General features: G+C 46.9%; 16 protein-coding genes. 6 read left to right on the plus strand and 10 right to left on the minus strand.

The genetic code is table 11. From position 1 onward, the window contains the following. Positions 1–132: 132 nt before the first annotated feature. Both ACMXI2_RS12815 and ACMXI2_RS12820 read right to left on the minus strand, forming a co-directional pair. Positions 133–462, minus strand: a complete 330-nt coding sequence (locus tag ACMXI2_RS12815; protein WP_106531455.1) for a DMT family protein — start codon at positions 460–462, stop codon at positions 133–135. Positions 463–943: 481 nt separating this feature from the next. Further along, the gene (locus ACMXI2_RS12820) at positions 944–1,615 is read right to left on the minus strand and encodes a peptidase associated/transthyretin-like domain-containing protein (RefSeq protein ID WP_133256188.1); all 672 of its coding nucleotides are present in this window, start codon (positions 1,613–1,615) and stop codon (positions 944–946) included. A gap of 251 nt (positions 1,616–1,866) precedes the next feature. Between ACMXI2_RS12820 and ACMXI2_RS12825 the strand changes: the two genes are divergently transcribed. The 3 genes from ACMXI2_RS12825 to ACMXI2_RS12835 all read left to right on the plus strand — a co-directional run bounded on the left by ACMXI2_RS12825 (position 1,867) and on the right by ACMXI2_RS12835 (position 6,876). Next, positions 1,867–2,409 carry an RNA polymerase sigma-70 factor gene (locus ACMXI2_RS12825; RefSeq protein WP_079471963.1) on the plus strand — a complete coding sequence of 181 codons (543 nt, stop codon included), beginning with the start codon at positions 1,867–1,869 and terminating at the stop codon, positions 2,407–2,409. A gap of 72 nt (positions 2,410–2,481) precedes the next feature. After that, positions 2,482–3,468, plus strand: a complete 987-nt coding sequence (locus tag ACMXI2_RS12830) for a FecR family protein (RefSeq protein ID WP_483781961.1) — start codon at positions 2,482–2,484, stop codon at positions 3,466–3,468. A 21-nt stretch (positions 3,469–3,489) separates the two neighbouring features. After that, positions 3,490–6,876 carry a SusC/RagA family TonB-linked outer membrane protein gene (locus tag ACMXI2_RS12835; RefSeq protein WP_483781962.1) on the plus strand — a complete coding sequence of 1,129 codons (3,387 nt, stop codon included), beginning with the start codon at positions 3,490–3,492 and terminating at the stop codon, positions 6,874–6,876. Positions 6,877–6,905: 29 nt separating this feature from the next. On the opposite strand, the gene ACMXI2_RS12840 is transcribed toward ACMXI2_RS12835, so the two are convergent. Further along, positions 6,906–7,835, minus strand: a complete 930-nt coding sequence (locus tag ACMXI2_RS12840) for an aspartate carbamoyltransferase catalytic subunit (protein WP_483781963.1) — start codon at positions 7,833–7,835, stop codon at positions 6,906–6,908. Positions 7,836–7,886: 51 nt separating this feature from the next. Further along, positions 7,887–8,417 carry a bifunctional pyr operon transcriptional regulator/uracil phosphoribosyltransferase PyrR gene (pyrR, locus tag ACMXI2_RS12845; RefSeq protein ID WP_483781964.1) on the minus strand — a complete coding sequence of 177 codons (531 nt, stop codon included), beginning with the start codon at positions 8,415–8,417 and terminating at the stop codon, positions 7,887–7,889. A gap of 105 nt (positions 8,418–8,522) precedes the next feature. On the opposite strand from pyrR, the gene ACMXI2_RS12850 reads away from it, so the two are divergent. Next, the gene (locus ACMXI2_RS12850; RefSeq protein ID WP_483781965.1) at positions 8,523–9,041 is read left to right on the plus strand and encodes a peroxiredoxin; all 519 of its coding nucleotides are present in this window, start codon (positions 8,523–8,525) and stop codon (positions 9,039–9,041) included. Position 9,042: 1 nt separating this feature from the next. On the opposite strand, the gene ACMXI2_RS12855 is transcribed toward ACMXI2_RS12850, so the two are convergent. The 3 genes from ACMXI2_RS12855 to prfB all read right to left on the minus strand — a co-directional run bounded on the left by ACMXI2_RS12855 (position 9,043) and on the right by prfB (position 12,383). Further along, on the minus strand, positions 9,043–9,501 hold the full coding sequence (locus ACMXI2_RS12855) for a hypothetical protein (protein WP_483781966.1): 459 nt from the start codon (positions 9,499–9,501) through the stop codon (positions 9,043–9,045). A 3-nt stretch (positions 9,502–9,504) separates the two neighbouring features. Then, positions 9,505–11,136 (minus strand): L-glutamate gamma-semialdehyde dehydrogenase, encoded by a 1,632-nt coding sequence (pruA, locus tag ACMXI2_RS12860; protein ID WP_483781967.1) that lies wholly within the window; start codon positions 11,134–11,136, stop codon positions 9,505–9,507. Between the two features lie 151 nt (positions 11,137–11,287). After that, a protein-coding gene (prfB, locus tag ACMXI2_RS12865; RefSeq protein WP_143313671.1) for a peptide chain release factor 2 occupies positions 11,288–12,383 on the minus strand; the annotation gives its coding sequence in 2 pieces (ribosomal slippage) (positions 11,288–12,322 and positions 12,324–12,383; 1,095 coding nt in all). A 137-nt stretch (positions 12,384–12,520) separates the two neighbouring features. Between prfB and ACMXI2_RS12870 the strand changes: the two genes are divergently transcribed. Further along, positions 12,521–13,324, plus strand: coding sequence for a hypothetical protein (locus tag ACMXI2_RS12870; protein ID WP_483781968.1), 804 nt, complete (start codon positions 12,521–12,523; stop codon positions 13,322–13,324). 44 nt (positions 13,325–13,368) lie between these two features. Continuing rightward, a complete protein-coding gene (gene pgi / locus ACMXI2_RS12875) occupies positions 13,369–15,024 on the plus strand; it encodes a glucose-6-phosphate isomerase (protein ID WP_483781969.1) in 1,656 nt (551 codons plus the stop codon). 294 nt (positions 15,025–15,318) lie between these two features. Here pgi and ACMXI2_RS12880 read toward each other — a convergent pair whose 3' ends face one another. From ACMXI2_RS12880 to ACMXI2_RS12890, 3 genes are all read right to left on the minus strand, one after another. Further along, positions 15,319–15,759, minus strand: a complete 441-nt coding sequence (locus tag ACMXI2_RS12880) for a DUF3276 family protein (RefSeq protein ID WP_079471974.1) — start codon at positions 15,757–15,759, stop codon at positions 15,319–15,321. A gap of 157 nt (positions 15,760–15,916) precedes the next feature. Beyond that, positions 15,917–17,713 (minus strand): ABC transporter ATP-binding protein, encoded by a 1,797-nt coding sequence (locus ACMXI2_RS12885; protein ID WP_483781970.1) that lies wholly within the window; start codon positions 17,711–17,713, stop codon positions 15,917–15,919. A gap of 110 nt (positions 17,714–17,823) precedes the next feature. After that, positions 17,824–18,399, minus strand: a complete 576-nt coding sequence (locus ACMXI2_RS12890) for an LpqN/LpqT family lipoprotein (RefSeq protein WP_483781971.1) — start codon at positions 18,397–18,399, stop codon at positions 17,824–17,826. Positions 18,400–18,410 lie beyond the last annotated feature (11 nt).

Raw genomic sequence — 18,410 nt, forward strand, 5'->3', positions numbered from 1 at the left:
TTTGGTTTTTGGTTGAAAGTTGATCCCTAAAGATAATACAGATTTTTTTTTAATTTGATCTTGTCTTACATCTTTTTTTGTATAATATGAATTGATTCTAAAGTATATAGACTTTACTGCTTTATTACCGCACTACTTTTTAAACATAAAATATACCGCGCCGATGAGGAAAAAAAACGAAACCAGGTAATTCCATCTCAGGGGTTCTTTGAGGAAAGTGACTGCAAAAATGCTGAAAACGGTGAGGGTGATCACTTCCTGGATAGTTTTGAGCTGGAAGCCGCTAAAACCCTCCTGGGCGCCGTAGCGGTTGGCAGGCACCATAAAGCAGTATTCAAAGAAGGCAATACCCCAGCTGATGAGGATCACTTTCCAGAGGGCAACATCCTGGTGTTTGAGGTGGCCGTACCAGGCGAAAGTCATGAAGGTATTAGAGATAGTGAGCAGAATGATGGTGCGCATGTGTGATTAAAAGTTTGCCCAAAACTATTATTTTTCTGGTTTCCAGGGAGAGATAGTGCATGGGGAGTGCATTAACAGTGCATCAATAGTGCATGAGGAGTGCATTGGAACAGTATTGATAGTGCATGGATAGTCCATGAGATACCCAAGTCCGAAGTATTGCAGAAGCATCCGGGAAGTAACTGGGATAGCACCCTGAGTGAGCGAATGAAAGTGCTGTCCTGCTTTACAGCGTTATACCGGTTAATAGAGGCCGCGTTTGTCATCTCCCAGAAAAAATAAGCACCCACCTGCAGCTAACCCAATCAATGCTCCAAAAATCAAAAGTAAAATCAGTATAATCAGCGTAATCCTGAGAAAGACAACATCCGCGCGCGCAAAAAAAAAGAGGGACCGTAAGAGGCCCCCCTGCATCAAACCAAAATGGGTTTTCCATCATGGACTGATTTTGTGTTGTTGGTTGCTATTTCATTATTAAAGACTATTGTTCTAATTTGATTTCGCCCAGATCGGTAGCTTTACCGTCTTCAACTTTTACATCTTTGATTACGGCATTTTTGTAAGGGCTTTTACCGAGAATAGTGATAGTATAAGCACCTGCTTTTGCAGCCGGGATGGTGAATGCACCCTGGGAGATAGCGCCTTTCAGCTTATCTGTGCCATTGTCTGCTTCTACTTCGGTAGCACTGTCGGCAGGCGTGATTTTACCAGTGATAGAACCACCTTCTACAGCCAGTACTTTCAGGGAATCTTTACCTTGTAAAGAGTCTACCTTCTGTAATGAGTCGATTCCGGTTAAAGAATCTACCTGCAAGGAATCCATTCCACTCAGGGAATCTACCTGTAAGGAGTCCATTCTCTGCAATGAGTCAATTCCGCTCAGGGAATCTACTTTCTGGAGAGAATCGATTCCCATTAAGGAATCTACTGTCATTAAGGAATCAAATCCTTTTAAAGAATCCAGGCGCTGTAATGAATCAACACTGAAAACCTTTACTGAATCGAGGCTAACAAGGGAATCTGTTGCAATTGAATCTACCATTGCAGCAGTGCTGTCTACAGATTTTACTGCGGTTACATCAGCACTTTTAAAAGCAGACATTCCGATTACCATTGTTGCTAAAGCGAGCGTTCCTACAATTGATTTTTTCATGGCATCAATTTTTTGTATGGTTAATATTTATGATGAATATCCCCGGCCCGGATGAATGTGCATGGTTTTTGTTATATGCCCTCATCGTTGGCTACCGTATATTAACAATACATCCGACAATTCACTTACCATTAGTCAAAGAAATGTTAAAGTGAAAAAAAGAATTATGAGACAGTATACTGGCTGCTTTCGTAATTAGTAATTTTAAAAATTATCTTCGCACTACGGAAACAAGACAAAAGATCAAAAGCATGTTGCAATTGAGTAACGACGAAATAGTAAAAGGCATCCGGAGCAGAAACAAAGATGTATTCGAAGCTGTTTTTAAACAGTTCGCCCCTTCTATGTATAATATAGCGGTCCGGTATGTAAAAGATGAAGACGACGCGAATGATATGGTACAGGATGTTTTCCTCAACTTGTGGAAAGGTGCGGAAAACCTGGATGAAAGAGCCCCTATTAATCATTATCTCGCAAGAGCTACTGTTAACACCTGTTTAAACCGCATAAAAAAAGAACAACGGAAAGAAGTATACGCAAAGGAGCAAATGCAAACCGCCAGCCCGTCAGAAAACAATCATTCCCTGCTGGAACACAAGGAGCTGGAAGCCAAATACCGCTCTGCCCTGGAGAAATTACCGGAACAATGCCGCCGTGTTTTTGAAATGAGCCGCCTGAAAGGCTTGTCGCCAGCCGAAATCGCCGAACAACTGAATATCTCTATCAATACAGTATACGCCCATTTGACCACTGCTTTAAAACGATTGCGGGTAGACCTTATTAATAAGTCGTAGAATGCGCCCGAAATTTTTTTTATTATCGCTTAATGGTATAACGTTCTCTGGTTGTATTACTAATAAGAAGCCATGAATAATCAAACAGACATAGATATAGTGATCCGTTACCTGGAAGATCCGGACAATGAGCAGCACAAAATGCAGCTCAACGAATGGATTCAACAGGATGCTGGTAACCTGGACATCTTCCTGGATATGAAAGGCATGTGGCACGGCGATCCGCTCCCTGCTGCCTCTGCTTTCGACACCCAGGGACAATGGCAGGCACTGGATACCATGCTGGATAAGGTTCCTGTAGTAGCTGCTGCGCTTCCTGCACAAAAGAAAAATACCCGCGTAATCAGGATGAACCACAGGTACTGGTGGGCCGCCGCCGCTGTGCTGCTCATTGCCGGCACCTGGACCTGGCTGGGGCCCGGCGGGTATAAAACCTACGCCACCGCCCGGCAACAGGATAGTTTGCGCCTGCCCGACGGTTCTATGCTGTACCTCAACGCTCATACACAGGTACGCTACGCCCGCGGATTTGGAAAAGATAACAGACAGATTAAAATAGATAAAGGAGAAGCCTTTTTTGATGTTACCAAAAACGATGCCCTCCCCTTCATTGTAAATGCCCCCGAAGTAGAAGTACAGGTACTGGGTACGGCCTTCAACGTAAAAGCCGCCAATAGTGGCGTTAAAGTATTCGTGCAGTCTGGAAAAGTAAGCGCCGCCTACAAAGGCACAGAGAAAAAGGTAATCCTTACCCCCGGTGTGGAAGCTTCTCTGAAACATAATGCCCGCGAAATAGATACCCGTATCCATAAAAAGAACAACAATATTCTGGCCTGGAAAACCCGGACCTTAACGTTCGACGATACCCCGCTCACAGAAGTGGCGGATGCCCTCGAAGATTTTTATAATGTACAGATCAACATCAGCAATCAGCAACTGGCTGATAAAAAACTGCTGGCTACCTTCCCCAACATGTCGCTGGATGAGGTACTGGACATTATGAGAAAAACCCTTCAAATTAACATTTCGCATAAAAACGACCTGGTAGACATCTACTAATGCGCGCCTGACCTTTTATTTATGCAGCAATTATTGCTACAGGCGCGTATCTCCAATTCCAGGTTTGGATGCGTGCCTGATTTTATTTTCGTTGTTATCCTGGTATTAGCCAATGCTGTAGCTATGGCGCAGAATCCTAATGCCCCTCCCAAAAAGATTTCCCTTCAGTTTACAAATGCCAGCCTGAAAACCGTGATCCGGGAAATAGAAAAACAAACAAAGTATACCTTTGCTATTTCTTCCGGAGAACTGGAAACCCGCCAGGGCGTTAGCTTACACGTTCACAACAGCCCCCTCCGGGAAGTACTGCCCAAGATATTTCCTCCTGCAAAATATAAAGTAGAGATAAAAGACGGACAAATCATCGTTATCCCGCTCAACGCCACTGCGGCTGATCTGACACCTCCCCGTAATAACAATTCCGATACTAATAAGTGGATCATTACCGGCTCCGTTTCAGATGGTATGCAGCCTTTAAGCGGCGTATCTATCCGGGAAAAAGGCACTACTAACGGTACCGCCACTACGGAAAATGGCAGCTTCAAAGTAGACCTGGCCAGCGGGCAGGCCATCCTCCAGGTATCCCTGATTGGCTTTGAAACCAAAGAGATTGCCGTGAGAGACAGAAGGAATATATCAGTATTGCTGCAACCCGATCTGCGCAAGCTCAACGAGCTGGTGGTACTGGGTTATGGCCTGCAGAAACGCGCCAACATCACCGGCGCCATTGCGCAGGTAGACGGCGTACGGCTTAGAAGTCGTCCGGTGGCCAACGTCATGGCGGCTTTACAGGGCACTGCCACCGGGCTGGTGGTAACGCGCAGTAACGGTCAGCCTGGCCGCGAAGGATTTAACATACAGGTACGCGGCGTGGGTTCTTCCTCCGGCAGCAATACCCCCGTGATCATCGACGGCGTACCCGGCTCCCTCGCCGTACTCAACCCCGACGATATAGAATCGGTATCCATCCTGAAAGATGCGGCTGCCGCCTCTATTTATGGCGCCCGCGGCGCAGGCGGCGTAGTGCTGGTTACCACCCGCACCGGGAAACCCGGCAAGCTGAAAGTGGATTTCAATACCCTCGGCGGATTTGAAACCCCTATCCGGTTGCCAAACCGGCTACCCTCCTGGCAATCGGCCGCCATGCAGAATACGGCCGCCGAAAATGCCGGTCAAACCGCCCCCTGGGACCCCCTGGAAATAGATTTGATGAAGAAAGGGAACCATTATGCGATCGACTATCAAAATCCTGACTACTACAAATACTATTACAACTACAATCCTTTACCGGTGCTTACCAAAAGCAGAACCGGTATCGAAAACTATAACCTGTCGGTAAAAGGCGGCGACAGCGCCAACCAGTTCTCCGCATCACTGGGCTATTTCGGCCGACAGGGACTATTTGCCGTTGGCCCGGACCGTACCCACCGCGTGAATGCCCGGGTGAACATGAACAACCGCTTCAGTAAACACTTCAGCCTGGAAACACGGCTGTCGTATGCGCAAACCAATACCTTCTCCCCTTCCCAGCCGGTAGAAGGCCCTAACGGCTTGCTGGCAGGCATTTTCCGCGGACCAGGGAATGTGCCGGTGTATGTACCCAACACCAGCAACTACGCCTATGGCGGCGCGTCGGGATACGCTGTTTTAGAAGATGGCGGCGAACGTGATGAAAAGAATAATTATATCGACGCAGTATTTACGTTGCGGGCCGACAGCCTCGCAAAAGGACTCACCCTCCGGCTTATTTACAGCCCGCAAAAACACACCCTGCAGGACAACCTGGGCCGCAACACCATTGCCCTATGGAACCGTGTGGATACCGCCATGCTGATACAGCCGCATAATATGCTGCAGAAGAGCAAGCTGGAGGCAAAAGGCGGCAATCTCCAGCTGCTGGCCGATTACGATATAAAAGAAGATAAACATAATATCCACCTGCTCGGCGGCGCCACACAGGAAACATATAACACCACGCAGAACACAGCAGCATCTTACAATATCACTCAGGCTGAAGTCAATTCCAATCACTTTAATAACGCGCCCGAATACACGCAGCTACTGGCCGCCAGCGGTTCTTTACTGTCGATATTTGGTAAGATGAGCTATAACTACGACAACCGCTACCTGCTGGAAGCAAACCTCATCGCATCGCGCTTATCACAGTACAGTACTTCCTTTATCGGCGGCGAACAGTGGCAGGCATTCCCGTCGTTCTCCGCCGGCTGGCGCCTGAATAACGAAACATGGTTTAACCGCGCGTTGCCTTTTTTCAATGAGTTCAAACTGAGGTGGTCATGGGGCAGATTGGGGAATATCAACAGCTGGAACAGTATCCCCAATGATGAACGGTTACAAACTTTCAGCTTTAATACCCTTCCGCGTTTTCTGCCCTTTGTATATAAGAACCCCATCATCCAGGCACAGGGATGGGAAAACATTTCTACCAACAACTACGGCTGGGATGCTACCTTATTCAGGGGCAGGCTGACTATCGCAGCAGATTACTTTATCAAACATAACCGGGACATGCAGATCCCGGTACTCACCGCCTCCACAGACGGCGCCTGGCCGCTGGATTTTCACCGTGGTGAAATGAAAACCTGGGGCTGGGAAATAAATATAGGCTGGCGGGACGACCAGGGCCCCTTTACCTGGTATATCAACGGGAACCTCTTTAACAGCCGGAATAAAGTACTAAGGAATGATAATGTGGCGCCACAGGCAGGCTGGAACCAGGGCATTGCCGGGTATCCTTACTCCTCCCTGTTTGGCTACGAGTCTGATGGCTACTTCCAGTCGGCTGCTGAAGTGAGCGCGCACGCCTTTCAGCATGAAAACACCGGTCCGGGCGATCTTCGCTACAAGGACATCAACGGCGACAACAAAATAGACAATGCCGACCTGGTATACCTGGGCAGCACCGATCCGCAACTCTCCTACGGTATCGACGCGGGTTTTGCCTGGAAAGGGTTCGACTTCTCTGTTTTCTTCCAGGGGGTGGCTCACCGCAAGGTGATGCCCGATCCGCGCTATAATCTTCCTTTTACCAGCAACTGGCAGCAGCCCTGGGATATCAACCAGGACTACTGGACGCCGGAAAACCCTCATGCGTTATTTCCACGGCTGTATCTCAACGACCAGCAGAATACCGCCCCTTCCTCCCACTGGGTGATGAACGGCGCCTATATCCGGCTGAAAAACCTGCAGTTAGGCTATACCTTACCTGCCAGCTGGCTGAAGAAAATATGGATTACTAACCTGCGTATTTATTTCTCCGGGCAGGATTTGTGGGAAACCACTAAAATGAAGATTAAATATTATGATCCGGAACAGGCGGGAGGTTATAACGGGAACGTATATCCGTTTTTCAGATCATATACACTGGGGTTGACTGTTGGCTTCTGATAATCAGAAGCCAACAGGGAATATTTTTACTACTCTGTTTTCTTTCCTGCGAGGAGGTACAATGCCGCCATACGTATAGCCACACCGTTTTCCACCTGGTCGAGGATGATGGACTGACCGGAATCCGCCACATCAGAATTTATTTCCACACCGCGGTTAATGGGTCCGGGGTGCATGATCACAATTTCTTTATTCAGACTATCGAGCAACTCGCGGTTTACACCGTATGCGAGGGAGTATTCGCGGAGAGAAGAAAACAGCGGGGTGTTTTGTCTTTCCAGCTGAATACGCAGCACATTCGCTACATCGCACCATTGCAGGGCTTCGCGGATATTGTAGCTCACATTTACGCCAAGTGCGGCGGCCATGTATTTCGGAATCAGTGTGGGCGGGCCGACCACCGTTACTTCTGCGCCCAGTTTTTTGAGGCAGTAGATATTGGAGAGGGCAACCCTGGAGTGCATGATATCGCCACAAATGGCCACCTTCCTGCCTTCCACGCTACCGAGCCTTTCCCGGATGGAGAAGGCATCGAGCAATGCCTGGGTGGGATGTTCATTGATGCCGTCGCCTGCATTGAGGATGGGCACGTTGATGTGCCTGGCCAGGAAATGCGGCGCACCGCTGGCAGAGTGGCGCATCACCACCATATCCACTTTCATGGACAGGATGTTGTTCACCGTATCTATCAGCGTTTCTCCTTTGGATACGGAAGATCCGGAGGCAGAAAAGTTAACCGTATCTGCACCCAGGCGCTTTTCCGCTAACTCAAAAGAGATGCGTGTGCGGGTAGAGTTCTCAAAAAATAAATTTACAATTGTTGTATCGCGTAGCGTAGGCACCTTTTTAATAGGTCTTTGTAAAACCTCCTTAAACTGGTCGGCTGTTTGAAAAATAAGCTCTATATCCTGGCGCTGCAGATCGCGAATTCCGAGTAAGTGTTTTACAGAAAGTGACATTAATGTGCAAATATAAAGGGTGAAATCTGAATTCTGAAATCCGGATTCATATTAGTCAATCAAAACTACTTCGTCTTTACCATCTCTTTCGTTCCACAACACCCTTACTTTCTGGGAAATGAGGGCATCAATGGTACGTCCGGTATAGTCCGGCTGAATAGGCAGCTGCCTGCTGAAGCGGCGATCGATCAGCGTGAGCAGCTCTACAGCCGCAGGGCGGCCAAAATCCAGCATCGCATCCAGCGCCGAACGGATTGTACGGCCGGTATACAATACATCATCTATCAACACTACCTTTTTATTTTCTATGGAAAAATCAATACTCGTTTCGTTGGGTACATGCAGGGTTTTACTCTGGTTAAAATCGTCCCGGTAAAAAGTAATATCCAGCTTACCGTAGTCGATACGCGCTCCTGGTAGCAATTTCAGCAAGGTCTGATGAATTCTGCCGGATAAATAAATTCCCCGGGGCTGTAATCCAATCAGCACGGTTTGCTCAAACTGTAAGTTATTTTCTATCAACTGATGACAAAGCCTGTCTATTGTAATAGCCATTTGCCTGCCGTTTAGTATGGTTTTCAAAACACAACGTTTTAGGGGCCAAAAATAATGATTAAATGCTACAGATAAAAATATGACAGGTTGCTGCCCTTCTCTTCGTACTTTAGTAGTATCAATAATCGGGGTATGAAACTTTTAAAGATCATTTTCGCTATGACCGCCTTTCTGCAATTATGGGGATGTAAATCCCAGGGACAACTGAAAACAGGAGATAAAATTCCGGCCTTCTCCTTACAGGATCAGAACGGGAAAACTTTTGATATCAATACAGTACTCGGTAAACAACCATTGGTCATTTACTTCTATCCAAAAGACGAAACCAGTGTATGTACAAAAGAAGCCTGTTCTTTCCGTGATTCGTACCAGGACTTCCAGAAATACGGCGCAATGGTAATTGGTATCAGTGCGGATAACGTGGCTTCGCACCGCAGTTTTGCCACGCATCATAACCTTCCCTTCACTTTGCTCAGTGATCCGAAAAATGAAGTGCGCAAATTATTTGGCGTGCCTAAAACCTTTGTGATACCGGGCCGGGTAACTTATATTGTAGATAAGAATGGCGTGATTGTGCATGAATTTAATTCGCTGCGCGATGGAGAGAAACATGTAACAGAGTCGCTGGCGGCGTTGCAGAAGTTGCAGTAAACTACAATTTCCTCATATCCTTAAACGTAGAAATCTCTTCTTTAAGCGCAAACAGCTGCATGCCCCATATGATCCCAAGTACCAGCGCAAAAGCTACCAGCGCCAGGGATAAAGATACCTGCATAAAGCTACCTTCTTCGCGGTTTGTAAGGGTAATAACGCGGATAAGGGCAATGAGGCCCACGCCAAAAAAGATGGCTGCTTTAGTGCCTTTCTTACGGAGTTGTTTCTTAAAATACTCATCAAAAGCGCCGGCGGCAGCGATACTGGCGTCGGGTTGCGGCGTTCCGTCGGCAAGCAGTAATTGTTCGAGGTCTGCTACGCGGTAGTGCTCATGGTGTTCTGAGAAGTATTTTTGTAAGATATCTGCCTGCATAATTTCCTGGATACTGAATGAAGATGCAAGGTACAAAAAAGGCGATGGATATAAATCCACCGCCTGCATATAAATCATGAACATTTACTAAGCTTCTTTCAGGAACGGGTACCGGTAATCGGTAGCCGGTACAAAAGTTTCTTTGATGCTTCTGGCGCTTAACCAGCGATAGAGGTTCAGCATGGAGCCGGCTTTATCGTTGGTTCCGGAAGCGCGGGCGCCGCCAAATGGCTGCTGTCCTACTACTGCGCCGGTTGGTTTGTCGTTGATGTAGAAGTTACCGGCACTATTTACGAGTGTGCGGGTGGCCAGTTCTACTGCGTAACGGTCCTGTGCAATAACTGCGCCGGTTAAAGCGTACCCGGAAGTACTGTCTACCACCTGCATGATTTCTTCAAATTTCTCTGCGTCATACACGTGGATCGTTAATACTGGTCCGAAGATTTCCTCACACATGGTGATGTATTTCGGATCGGTAGCTTCGATGACGGTTGGCTCAATAAAGTAACCTTCCCCTTTGTTGTAATTACCGCCGGCAATGATTTTTACGGCCGGATCTTTCTTCGCATTGTCGATGTATTGGGCGATCTTATCAAAAGAGCGTTCATCGATCACTGCGTTGATGAAGTTGCTGAAATCTTCTGTGGTTCCCATTTTCATGGTTTTCAGTTCCGCAACCAGTTTGGATTTTATATCGTCAGCAAGATTGTTTGGTATGTATGCGCGGGAAGCGGCAGAGCATTTCTGACCCTGGTATTCAAAAGCGCCGCGGGCGAGAGCGGTAACGGCAATATCAACGTCCGCTGATTTGTGGATCAGTACGAAGTCTTTACCACCTGTTTCACCAACGATGCGTGGGTATGCTTTGTATTTGTGAATGTTTTCGCCGATGGTTTTCCACATGGTCTGGAATACGCCGGTAGAGCCGGTGAAGTGGATACCTGCGAAGTGAGGATCTGCGAAGCAAACGTCGCCTACAACGGGGCCATTAGCATACACAAGGTTGATAACGCCACCGGGCAGCCCTGCTTCTATCAATACCTTCATGATCACCTGTGCTGCAAACACCTGTGTATTGGCTGGTTTCCATACTACTACGTTACCGCACATAGCGGCAGAAGCAGGCAGGTTACCGGCAATAGCGGTGAAGTTGAAAGGAGTAACGGCGAGTACAAACCCTTCCAGCGGGCGGTATTCTACCCTGTTATGGATGCCTGGAGCGCAAACCGGTTGCTGGCGGTAAATTTCACTCAGGAAGTGTACGTTGTAGCGGAGAAAGTCGATCAGTTCACATGCGCTGTCAATTTCAGCCTGGTAAGGATTCTTACTCTGGCCCAGCATGGTGGCGGCATTGATATGATAGCGGTATTTGGTGGCCAGGAGTTCGGCAGCGCGCAGGAAGATGCCGGCGCGTTGTTCCCAGTCCATATTGGCCCATTTTTCACGTGCCTCCAGCGCTGCTGCGATGGCGGATTTCACATGAGAAGCGTCGCCCATATGGAAGTGACCTAATTTGTGTTTGATTTCGTGTGGTGGGCGCAGATCAACGGTGTTTCCGGTGCGGATTTCCTTACCACCGATATACATAGGTATATCTGCTACTTCGCTTTTAAAGGCGGCTAATTGTTTCTTTAATGCAATTCTCTCAGCAGAACCGGGTGCATAAGATAACACAGGCTCATTAGCAGGCGCTGCGTACTCAAAGTATCCTGTATTCATGGTATCCTAATTTTTATATTTGTTTATTTGATCATTTGTAAACCCGGAGGCAAACAAACAATCAAATAAACAAATGACTACGAGTATTGTTTCCGCAGCAAAATTAAGTGATACAACGCCTACGCGCTTATTAATAATTAGTCGATACTTATTAATTATTGTCCTCTTCCTTCTGCATCATCAGGTATGCTTTCACAAATCCGTTCAGATCGCCGTCCATTACAGGTCCTACATTGCCTACTTCAAAGTCGGTGCGGTGGTCTTTGATCATCTTATACGGATGGAATACGTATGATCTGATTTGTGATCCCCATTCGATTTTACGTTTGTTGGCGTTGGCTGCATTTTTCAGTTCTTCCCTTTTGCGGATCTCTTCTTCATACAGGCGTGATTTCAGCATGGTGAGCGCTTTTTCGCGGTTCTCCCCCTGCGTACGTGCCTGCTGACATTCGATGATGATACCGGATGGGATATGTTTCAAACGTACGGCTGTTTCCACCTTGTTTACGTTCTGTCCGCCCTTACCGCCTGAACGATAAAATTCCCATTCCAGGTCTGCCGGGTTTACTGCAATCTCGATAGTATTGTCTACTAACGGATAAACATATACGGAGGCGAAAGAAGTATGTCTGCGTGCATTGGAATCGAAAGGTGAAATACGAACCAGGCGGTGTACGCCGCTTTCCGCTTTCAGGTGGCCATATGCAAAGTCGCCATCAAATTCCAGCGTAGCGGATTTGATACCGGCGCCGTCACCATACTGCGTATCAATTTCTGATACTTTCCATCCCTGCTTTTCACCATACATGCGGTACATACGCAGCAGCATTTCGGCCCAATCCTGGCTTTCCGTGCCGCCTGCACCGGAGTTAATGGTTAATACAGCGGGCATTTCATCTTCCGGCTGGTTGAGGGTAGATTTAAATTCCAGGTCGTCCAGCGCTGCTACTGCAGCATTGTAAGCCTGTTCTACCTCTTCTTCCGTAGCTTCTCCTTCTTTGAAAAAATCGTTCAGTACAGCGCTGTCGTCAATAGCAGCGTTTACCTGATCGTAAAGGTCTACCCAATATTTGTTCACCTTTATTTCCTTCAGAATCGAAGTGGCCCTTACGTTGTCGTCCCAGAAACCAGGCGCCAGGCTTAATTGTTTGTCGTTTTCTATTTTTGCTAATCGGTCAGGTACGTTAAAGAAAACCTCCCAGGACATATAAACGGTCCCTCATAGCTTTAAGTTGCTCAGCTGTCATAGCTGGCAAAAGTATGGAAAAAATGGAGATATATACTAACGGCCTTCAAACTTTGTTTTGATTGTTTACTTTAGCATAATTTTTGTGTTGTAACATGGTAACCATGTCAATAATATTATAAAAAGCACCCATCTGTTATGGTGAGCCACGAAACCCTCCACTTTAAGAACCGGTCCATCTTCAACACACTAGGTTTTATTATTATGATAGCTGCAAACGCGCTGGCAGTGCTGCTTCCCATCAATGGTAGAACCACTGCGCAGATTTCGGAAGAATATCCTAACCTGTTTATACCGGCAGGAATCACCTTTTCTATCTGGAGTGTTATCTATCTTTCTTTAACAGCTTTTATCATATATCAATTATGGTTATCTTTTTCCAATAAAGAACCGGCAACGCTGGCATATGTGATGCGGCGTATGAAAGACTGGTTCCTCATTTCCTGTGTGGCCAACGCCTGCTGGCTGTTTGCCTGGCATTATCATCTCATACCGGTGAGCGTGGCTATCATGGTAATCCTCCTGATTTCGCTGATCATCATACATCTCAACTTTGGTATAGGCATCGCTTCTGCTACGCTGACGGAGAAGATCTTCATTCATATTCCTTTCAGCATCTACCTCGGGTGGATCTCTGTTGCCACCATCGCCAATATCACCGCGCTGCTGGTATACGCCGGATGGGAAGGCAACCGTCATGCCCAGGTGCTGTGGGCCATTGCCATGATCAGCCTGGGCACCCTGCTGAGTATAGGCATGGTACTGCTGCGCAACAATATCACCTATGCCCTTGTTATTGTGTGGGCTTTCTATGGCATCCTGCTGAAAAGAAGGGCCGCTGATGTAATGGACGAGAACTCCATCATCCATACCTGCATTATTGCTATTGGCGTGATCGCTATAACAATTTCCTGGCAATTTTACAGGAAACAGAAATCATAAATCTAAAAGATTATTTTTGATGCGCATTTAATATATACACGACTATGTTTCCATCTACCAATCCAACAACCACCAAATCGTGGGACGCCTTAAAGAAACATGCTGAAGAAATGAAGAAGGTACATATGCGTGCCTTGTTTATGGAAAACAAAGAACGCTTCAGCGAGTTTTCCCTGAAATTTGAAGACATCCTTTTCGATTATTCCAAGAATATTATTACGGAAGATACCCGCAGCCTGTTATTAGGACTGGCAGCAGAGTGCGGCGTAGCCGATGCGATCAAAGCAATGTTTGGTGCAGAAAAAATAAACGTTACAGAAAACCGTGCCGTGCTGCATACCGCTTTACGCAACACCTCCGATAAACCTGTTTTACTCGATGGCCGCGACGTAATGCCCGATGTAAAAGCAGTGCTGAACAAAATGGATCATATCTGCCGCCAGATCCACTCCGGCGAATGGAAAGGATACACTGGCAAGCCTATACGTTATATCGTGAATATTGGTATCGGTGGTTCCGACCTCGGCCCGGTAATGGTTACAGAAGCCCTGAAACCTTACTGGAAGCCTAACATACAAACCTATTTCGTGTCTAACGTAGACGGTACACACATCGCGGAAACACTGAAAAAAGTGACACCGGACGAAACCCTGTTCCTCATCGCCTCCAAAACGTTTACCACGCAGGAAACGATGACCAACGCACACACTGCACGTAACTGGTTCCTGGAACACGCGGAAGATGAAAAATTTGTGGCTAAACATTTCGCCGCTTTATCTACCAACGAAAAAGCGGTAACCGCCTTTGGTATCGATCCTAAAAATATGTTTGAATTCTGGGATTGGGTTGGCGGCCGCTATTCCCTGTGGTCTGCTATCGGCTTATCTATTGCACTCACCATCGGGTTCGACAACTTCATCCAGTTACTCGATGGCGCCCATGCGGCAGACAGGCACTTTGCCGACACTCCTGCGGAACAAAATATACCCATTATCATGGCGCTGATCGGCCTGTGGTATGGCAACTTCTTTGGCAGCGCCACAGAAGCCATCTTGCCGTACGACCAGTACATGCACCGCTTTGCCGCTTACTTCCAGCAAGGTAATATGGAAAGCAACGGTAAGTCCACAGATCGTACAGGCCATACCGTTAGTTACGAAACCGGTCCTATCGTTTGGGGAGAACCAGGCACCAACGGTCAGCACGCGTTCTATCAGCTTATCCACCAAGGTACCCGCCTGATCCCGTGCGACTTCATCGCACCTGCCATCAGCCACAACCCTATCGGTGATCATCATGTAAAACTATTGTCGAACTTCTTTGCACAAACAGAAGCGTTGATGAATGGCAAAACAGAAGCAGAAGTACGTGCAGAACTGGAAAAGTCCGGCGCCCCTGCAGCAGAAATTGCGAAGATCCTGCCATCGAAAATTTTCCCTGGCAACCGTCCCACCAACTCCTTCCTGGTAAAGGAAATAACACCGCGCTCACTGGGCTCGCTGATAGCGCTGTACGAACACAAGATCTTTGTGCAGGGCGTGATCTGGAACATCTACAGCTTCGACCAATGGGGTGTGGAACTTGGTAAGCAATTAGCCAGCAAGATATTGCCGGAACTGGAAAACAACGACATCATACTGAACCATGATGCCAGTACGAATGGACTGATCAACGCTTGGAAAGGCATGCGTACGGCGTAGTTGTTCGCCTTCGGCGAACGCGGATTTTGTCTTTCCCGGGATTACGCTGATTATACTGATTTAGGGATTTGATCATTTGGATTCTAAAGGATTCGGGGAGATATAAGCGAAAATATCCGCTTGTATCTCCCCGAATTCTTTAAAATCCTTATAAAATCAAAAAAAGTAAAATCAAGGTAATCAGTATTATCAGCGTAATCCCGGGAAAGACAAACTTCGCGCGCGCAATAAAAAACCCCCGGAGAAATCCGGAGGTTGCCTATTATTTTTTGTGAAAATCTCTAAGTAAAAATCTTACCATTTGTCTACCTCATCAGAGCTATGTGAAGCCGGGGCGGCTACTGACGCCTCAACAGGTACTTCCACCTCTACAGGGACTACTGAAGCGCGAACTTCAGATCCATCTGCTTCTGTTTCGTCCTGTTCTTCCTGCACATAATCATGGTTGTAGGCATCAAAGTCGAAATCGGGCATCAACTCAGTTTTAACATAGTTGATGGTTTCGGTTAGTGCGTTCAGGAACTTGTTGAAGTCCTCCTTGTACAGGAATACCTTGTGCCTGTCATAACCGTTGTCATTAAAACGCTTCTTACTTTCTGTTATAGTAAGAAAATAGTCGTTTCCCCGAGTGGTCTTTACATCAAAGAAGTACGTTCTTCTTTTGCCCGCTTTCAATCGTTTAGAAAAGATGCTATCATTGTTTCTTTCCTGTTGATTGTTGTTTTCGTACGCCACAGTTGATAGATTTAAGTGTTAACGAATCAAATCCTGTTACAATAAGAGACAAATATACTATTGTTTTACAAATATCAAAATATTTTTAAATGATTTTGAAAAATCATAAAAGCCGCGTGTAACGGGCTGCGGCAGGGCATATACAAGCACATGATTGCTATTCACTTACACTTTCATCGTCGCCGGATTGCTGACGCGCGTACAGCTCTGCGTAGTATCCATTCAATGACAGTAAATCATTATGTGTCCCCTGCTCTACAATCTTTCCTTCATCGAGTACGATTATGCTATCGAACTCAAACAAGGCAAAGATCCGGTGAGTGATAATAATGGCTGTTTTGTTTTTCAGATAGGCATACAGGTTACCTATAATCTCTTTTTCGGTGCGGGCATCTACGGCCGACAGGCAGTCGTCGAAAATAAGGATATTGGGGTCCTTGATCAGCGCCCTTGCAATGGAGATCCGCTGTTTCTGTCCCCCGCTGAGCGTTACGCCCCGCTCCCCGATGGCGGTATCAAAGCCCTCGTTAAAGCCCAGGATGTCTTTCTCCACAGAAGCCTGCCTGGCAGCGGTTTGCACCGTTTGGATGCTGGCGCTGGGGTCGCCAAAGCGAATGTTATTGGCAATGCTGTCGGAAAACAGGAACACATCCTGCGGCACATAACTGATCTGGCCACGCAAATCGGCCAGCCGGAGGTGACGGATATCCTGGTCGTCTACCATCACCGTCCCCTCCTGCGGATCGTACATCCGGATCAGCAGCTGCGCCAGCGTACTTTTACCGGAACCCGTTCTCCCAATAACCGCCACCTTCTGCCCCGGTTTGATATGCAGGTTAAAATGGCTGATGGCGGTAATCCCCGTATGCGGATAAGTAAAGGTTACATTCTCCAGGCGCACCCCTCCTTTCAACTTCACCGTTTTCGCATCCGGTTCATCTTTAATAGCAGGCGCTATCTGTAAAAATTCGTTTATACGTTGCTGTGAGGCCGCCGCACGCTGGATCATAGACGCTACCATCCCGATAGAAAAGAACGGGAACATCAGCATGTTTACGTAGATCACAAACTCCGCCAGGTTACCCACCGTAATATTCCCCTGGATCACCTGGATACCGCCAATGAAAATAGTAAGGATCACACTCAGGCCTATCATCAGCGCCATTGTGGGTTGAAACAGGGCGTCTGTTTTGGCAAGACTGATAGAGCTGTCTTTATACGCTTCACTGGCTTCCTCAAAATGACGCGCGCTCGCATCTTCCTGGATATATGATTTTATTACGCGGATACCGGAATAAGATTCCTGCGCAATGGAAGTAATATTGGATAGCTGCGCCTGGATCCGTTCACTTTTGCGGTGAATGATCCTGTTCACATAATAAATGGTTAAGGCAAGAAAAGGTAATGGCGACAAGGTATACAGCGTCAGCAACGGGTTTACCTGCAACATCAGGTATACAATGATCACAATAAGAAATAAAGTACGGGATGCGTACATAATAGCGGGCCCTACGTACATACGTACCCGTGATACATCTTCCGTAATACGGCTCATCAGGTCACCGGTACGATGCATCTTAAAAAAGTTAAGATCCAGCTGCTGATAATGCTGGTAAATTTCATTCTTCAGATCATACTCGATATGACGGCTCATCACAATCAGCGTTTGCCGTTGCAGGAACAAAAAGAATCCGCTCAGTAATGCAAAGAGCAGGATGCTCACCCCGTAAAACGCCAGTACATGCGTGAAATCCGCCCGGAATGCCACTTTCAGCGTGGTATTATCCAGCAACCGGTACTCGTCGATATTATGCGCCAGCAGGTCAAAAATCTGGCGTACCATGATAGGCTGGAAAACACTGAATACAATGGATATAGCAGAAAACAACAATCCCAGGATCAGCAGCCATTTATTGGTAAGAAAGTATTTATTAAGTGCGGCAAGGTGTTTCAATGGTTGTCAATTTGCAAACAAAAATAAGGCATTCAAAGCATATAGCTATAAAGGAGAAGACCCGGGCAGATAATCGCTCCGCCCGGGTCTTCTCTCAAAAAATATATATTTTACTTCGCAGTGAAAGATCCCAGGATCTCTTCCAGCGCCGGTTCATATTTCACCAGGTCGTTGGCGGATGTAGTGAGAGTAATAGCGTAAGCGATATTATTTTTTACCAGGATGGTTACCTCTCCGTTAAGCAGGGTGCCACTTTCGCGGTGGGCATACTGGCATTTCATCCATTTGGCTTTTACGCCGGTAACGGTACGTTCGCCGGTAGCCATCTTTTTATAATCCATGAAGAAATTCTCCATTTCTTTTTGGGTGCTTTCCATCACCTTATCCAGCGTAAATCCTTTCTTCAGTTCCTGTGTAACGATATTTACATTGGCCTGAAAGGTGCTGTCGCCGGTGACCGGCGCCATCATAAAGGTGTATTCAATCCGGCTCATCACGGTATCTATCTTCGTCCAGCCGGTGGGAGTATTTACCGTAAAGGTGCCTCTGCCGGCATTCATGCCCGGCGATTTTCCCGCCAGTTCCAGTACTTCTTCGCTGCTTAATTCTTTAGGGGATTTGGACACATTGTTGCAGGCTGCAAAGCTTAACAAACAAACTGCTGCGGAGATCAATTGTAGTTTCATCGTGCACAAAG

The organism is Chitinophaga sp. G7 BAM 1005 (genome assembly GCF_057126945.1).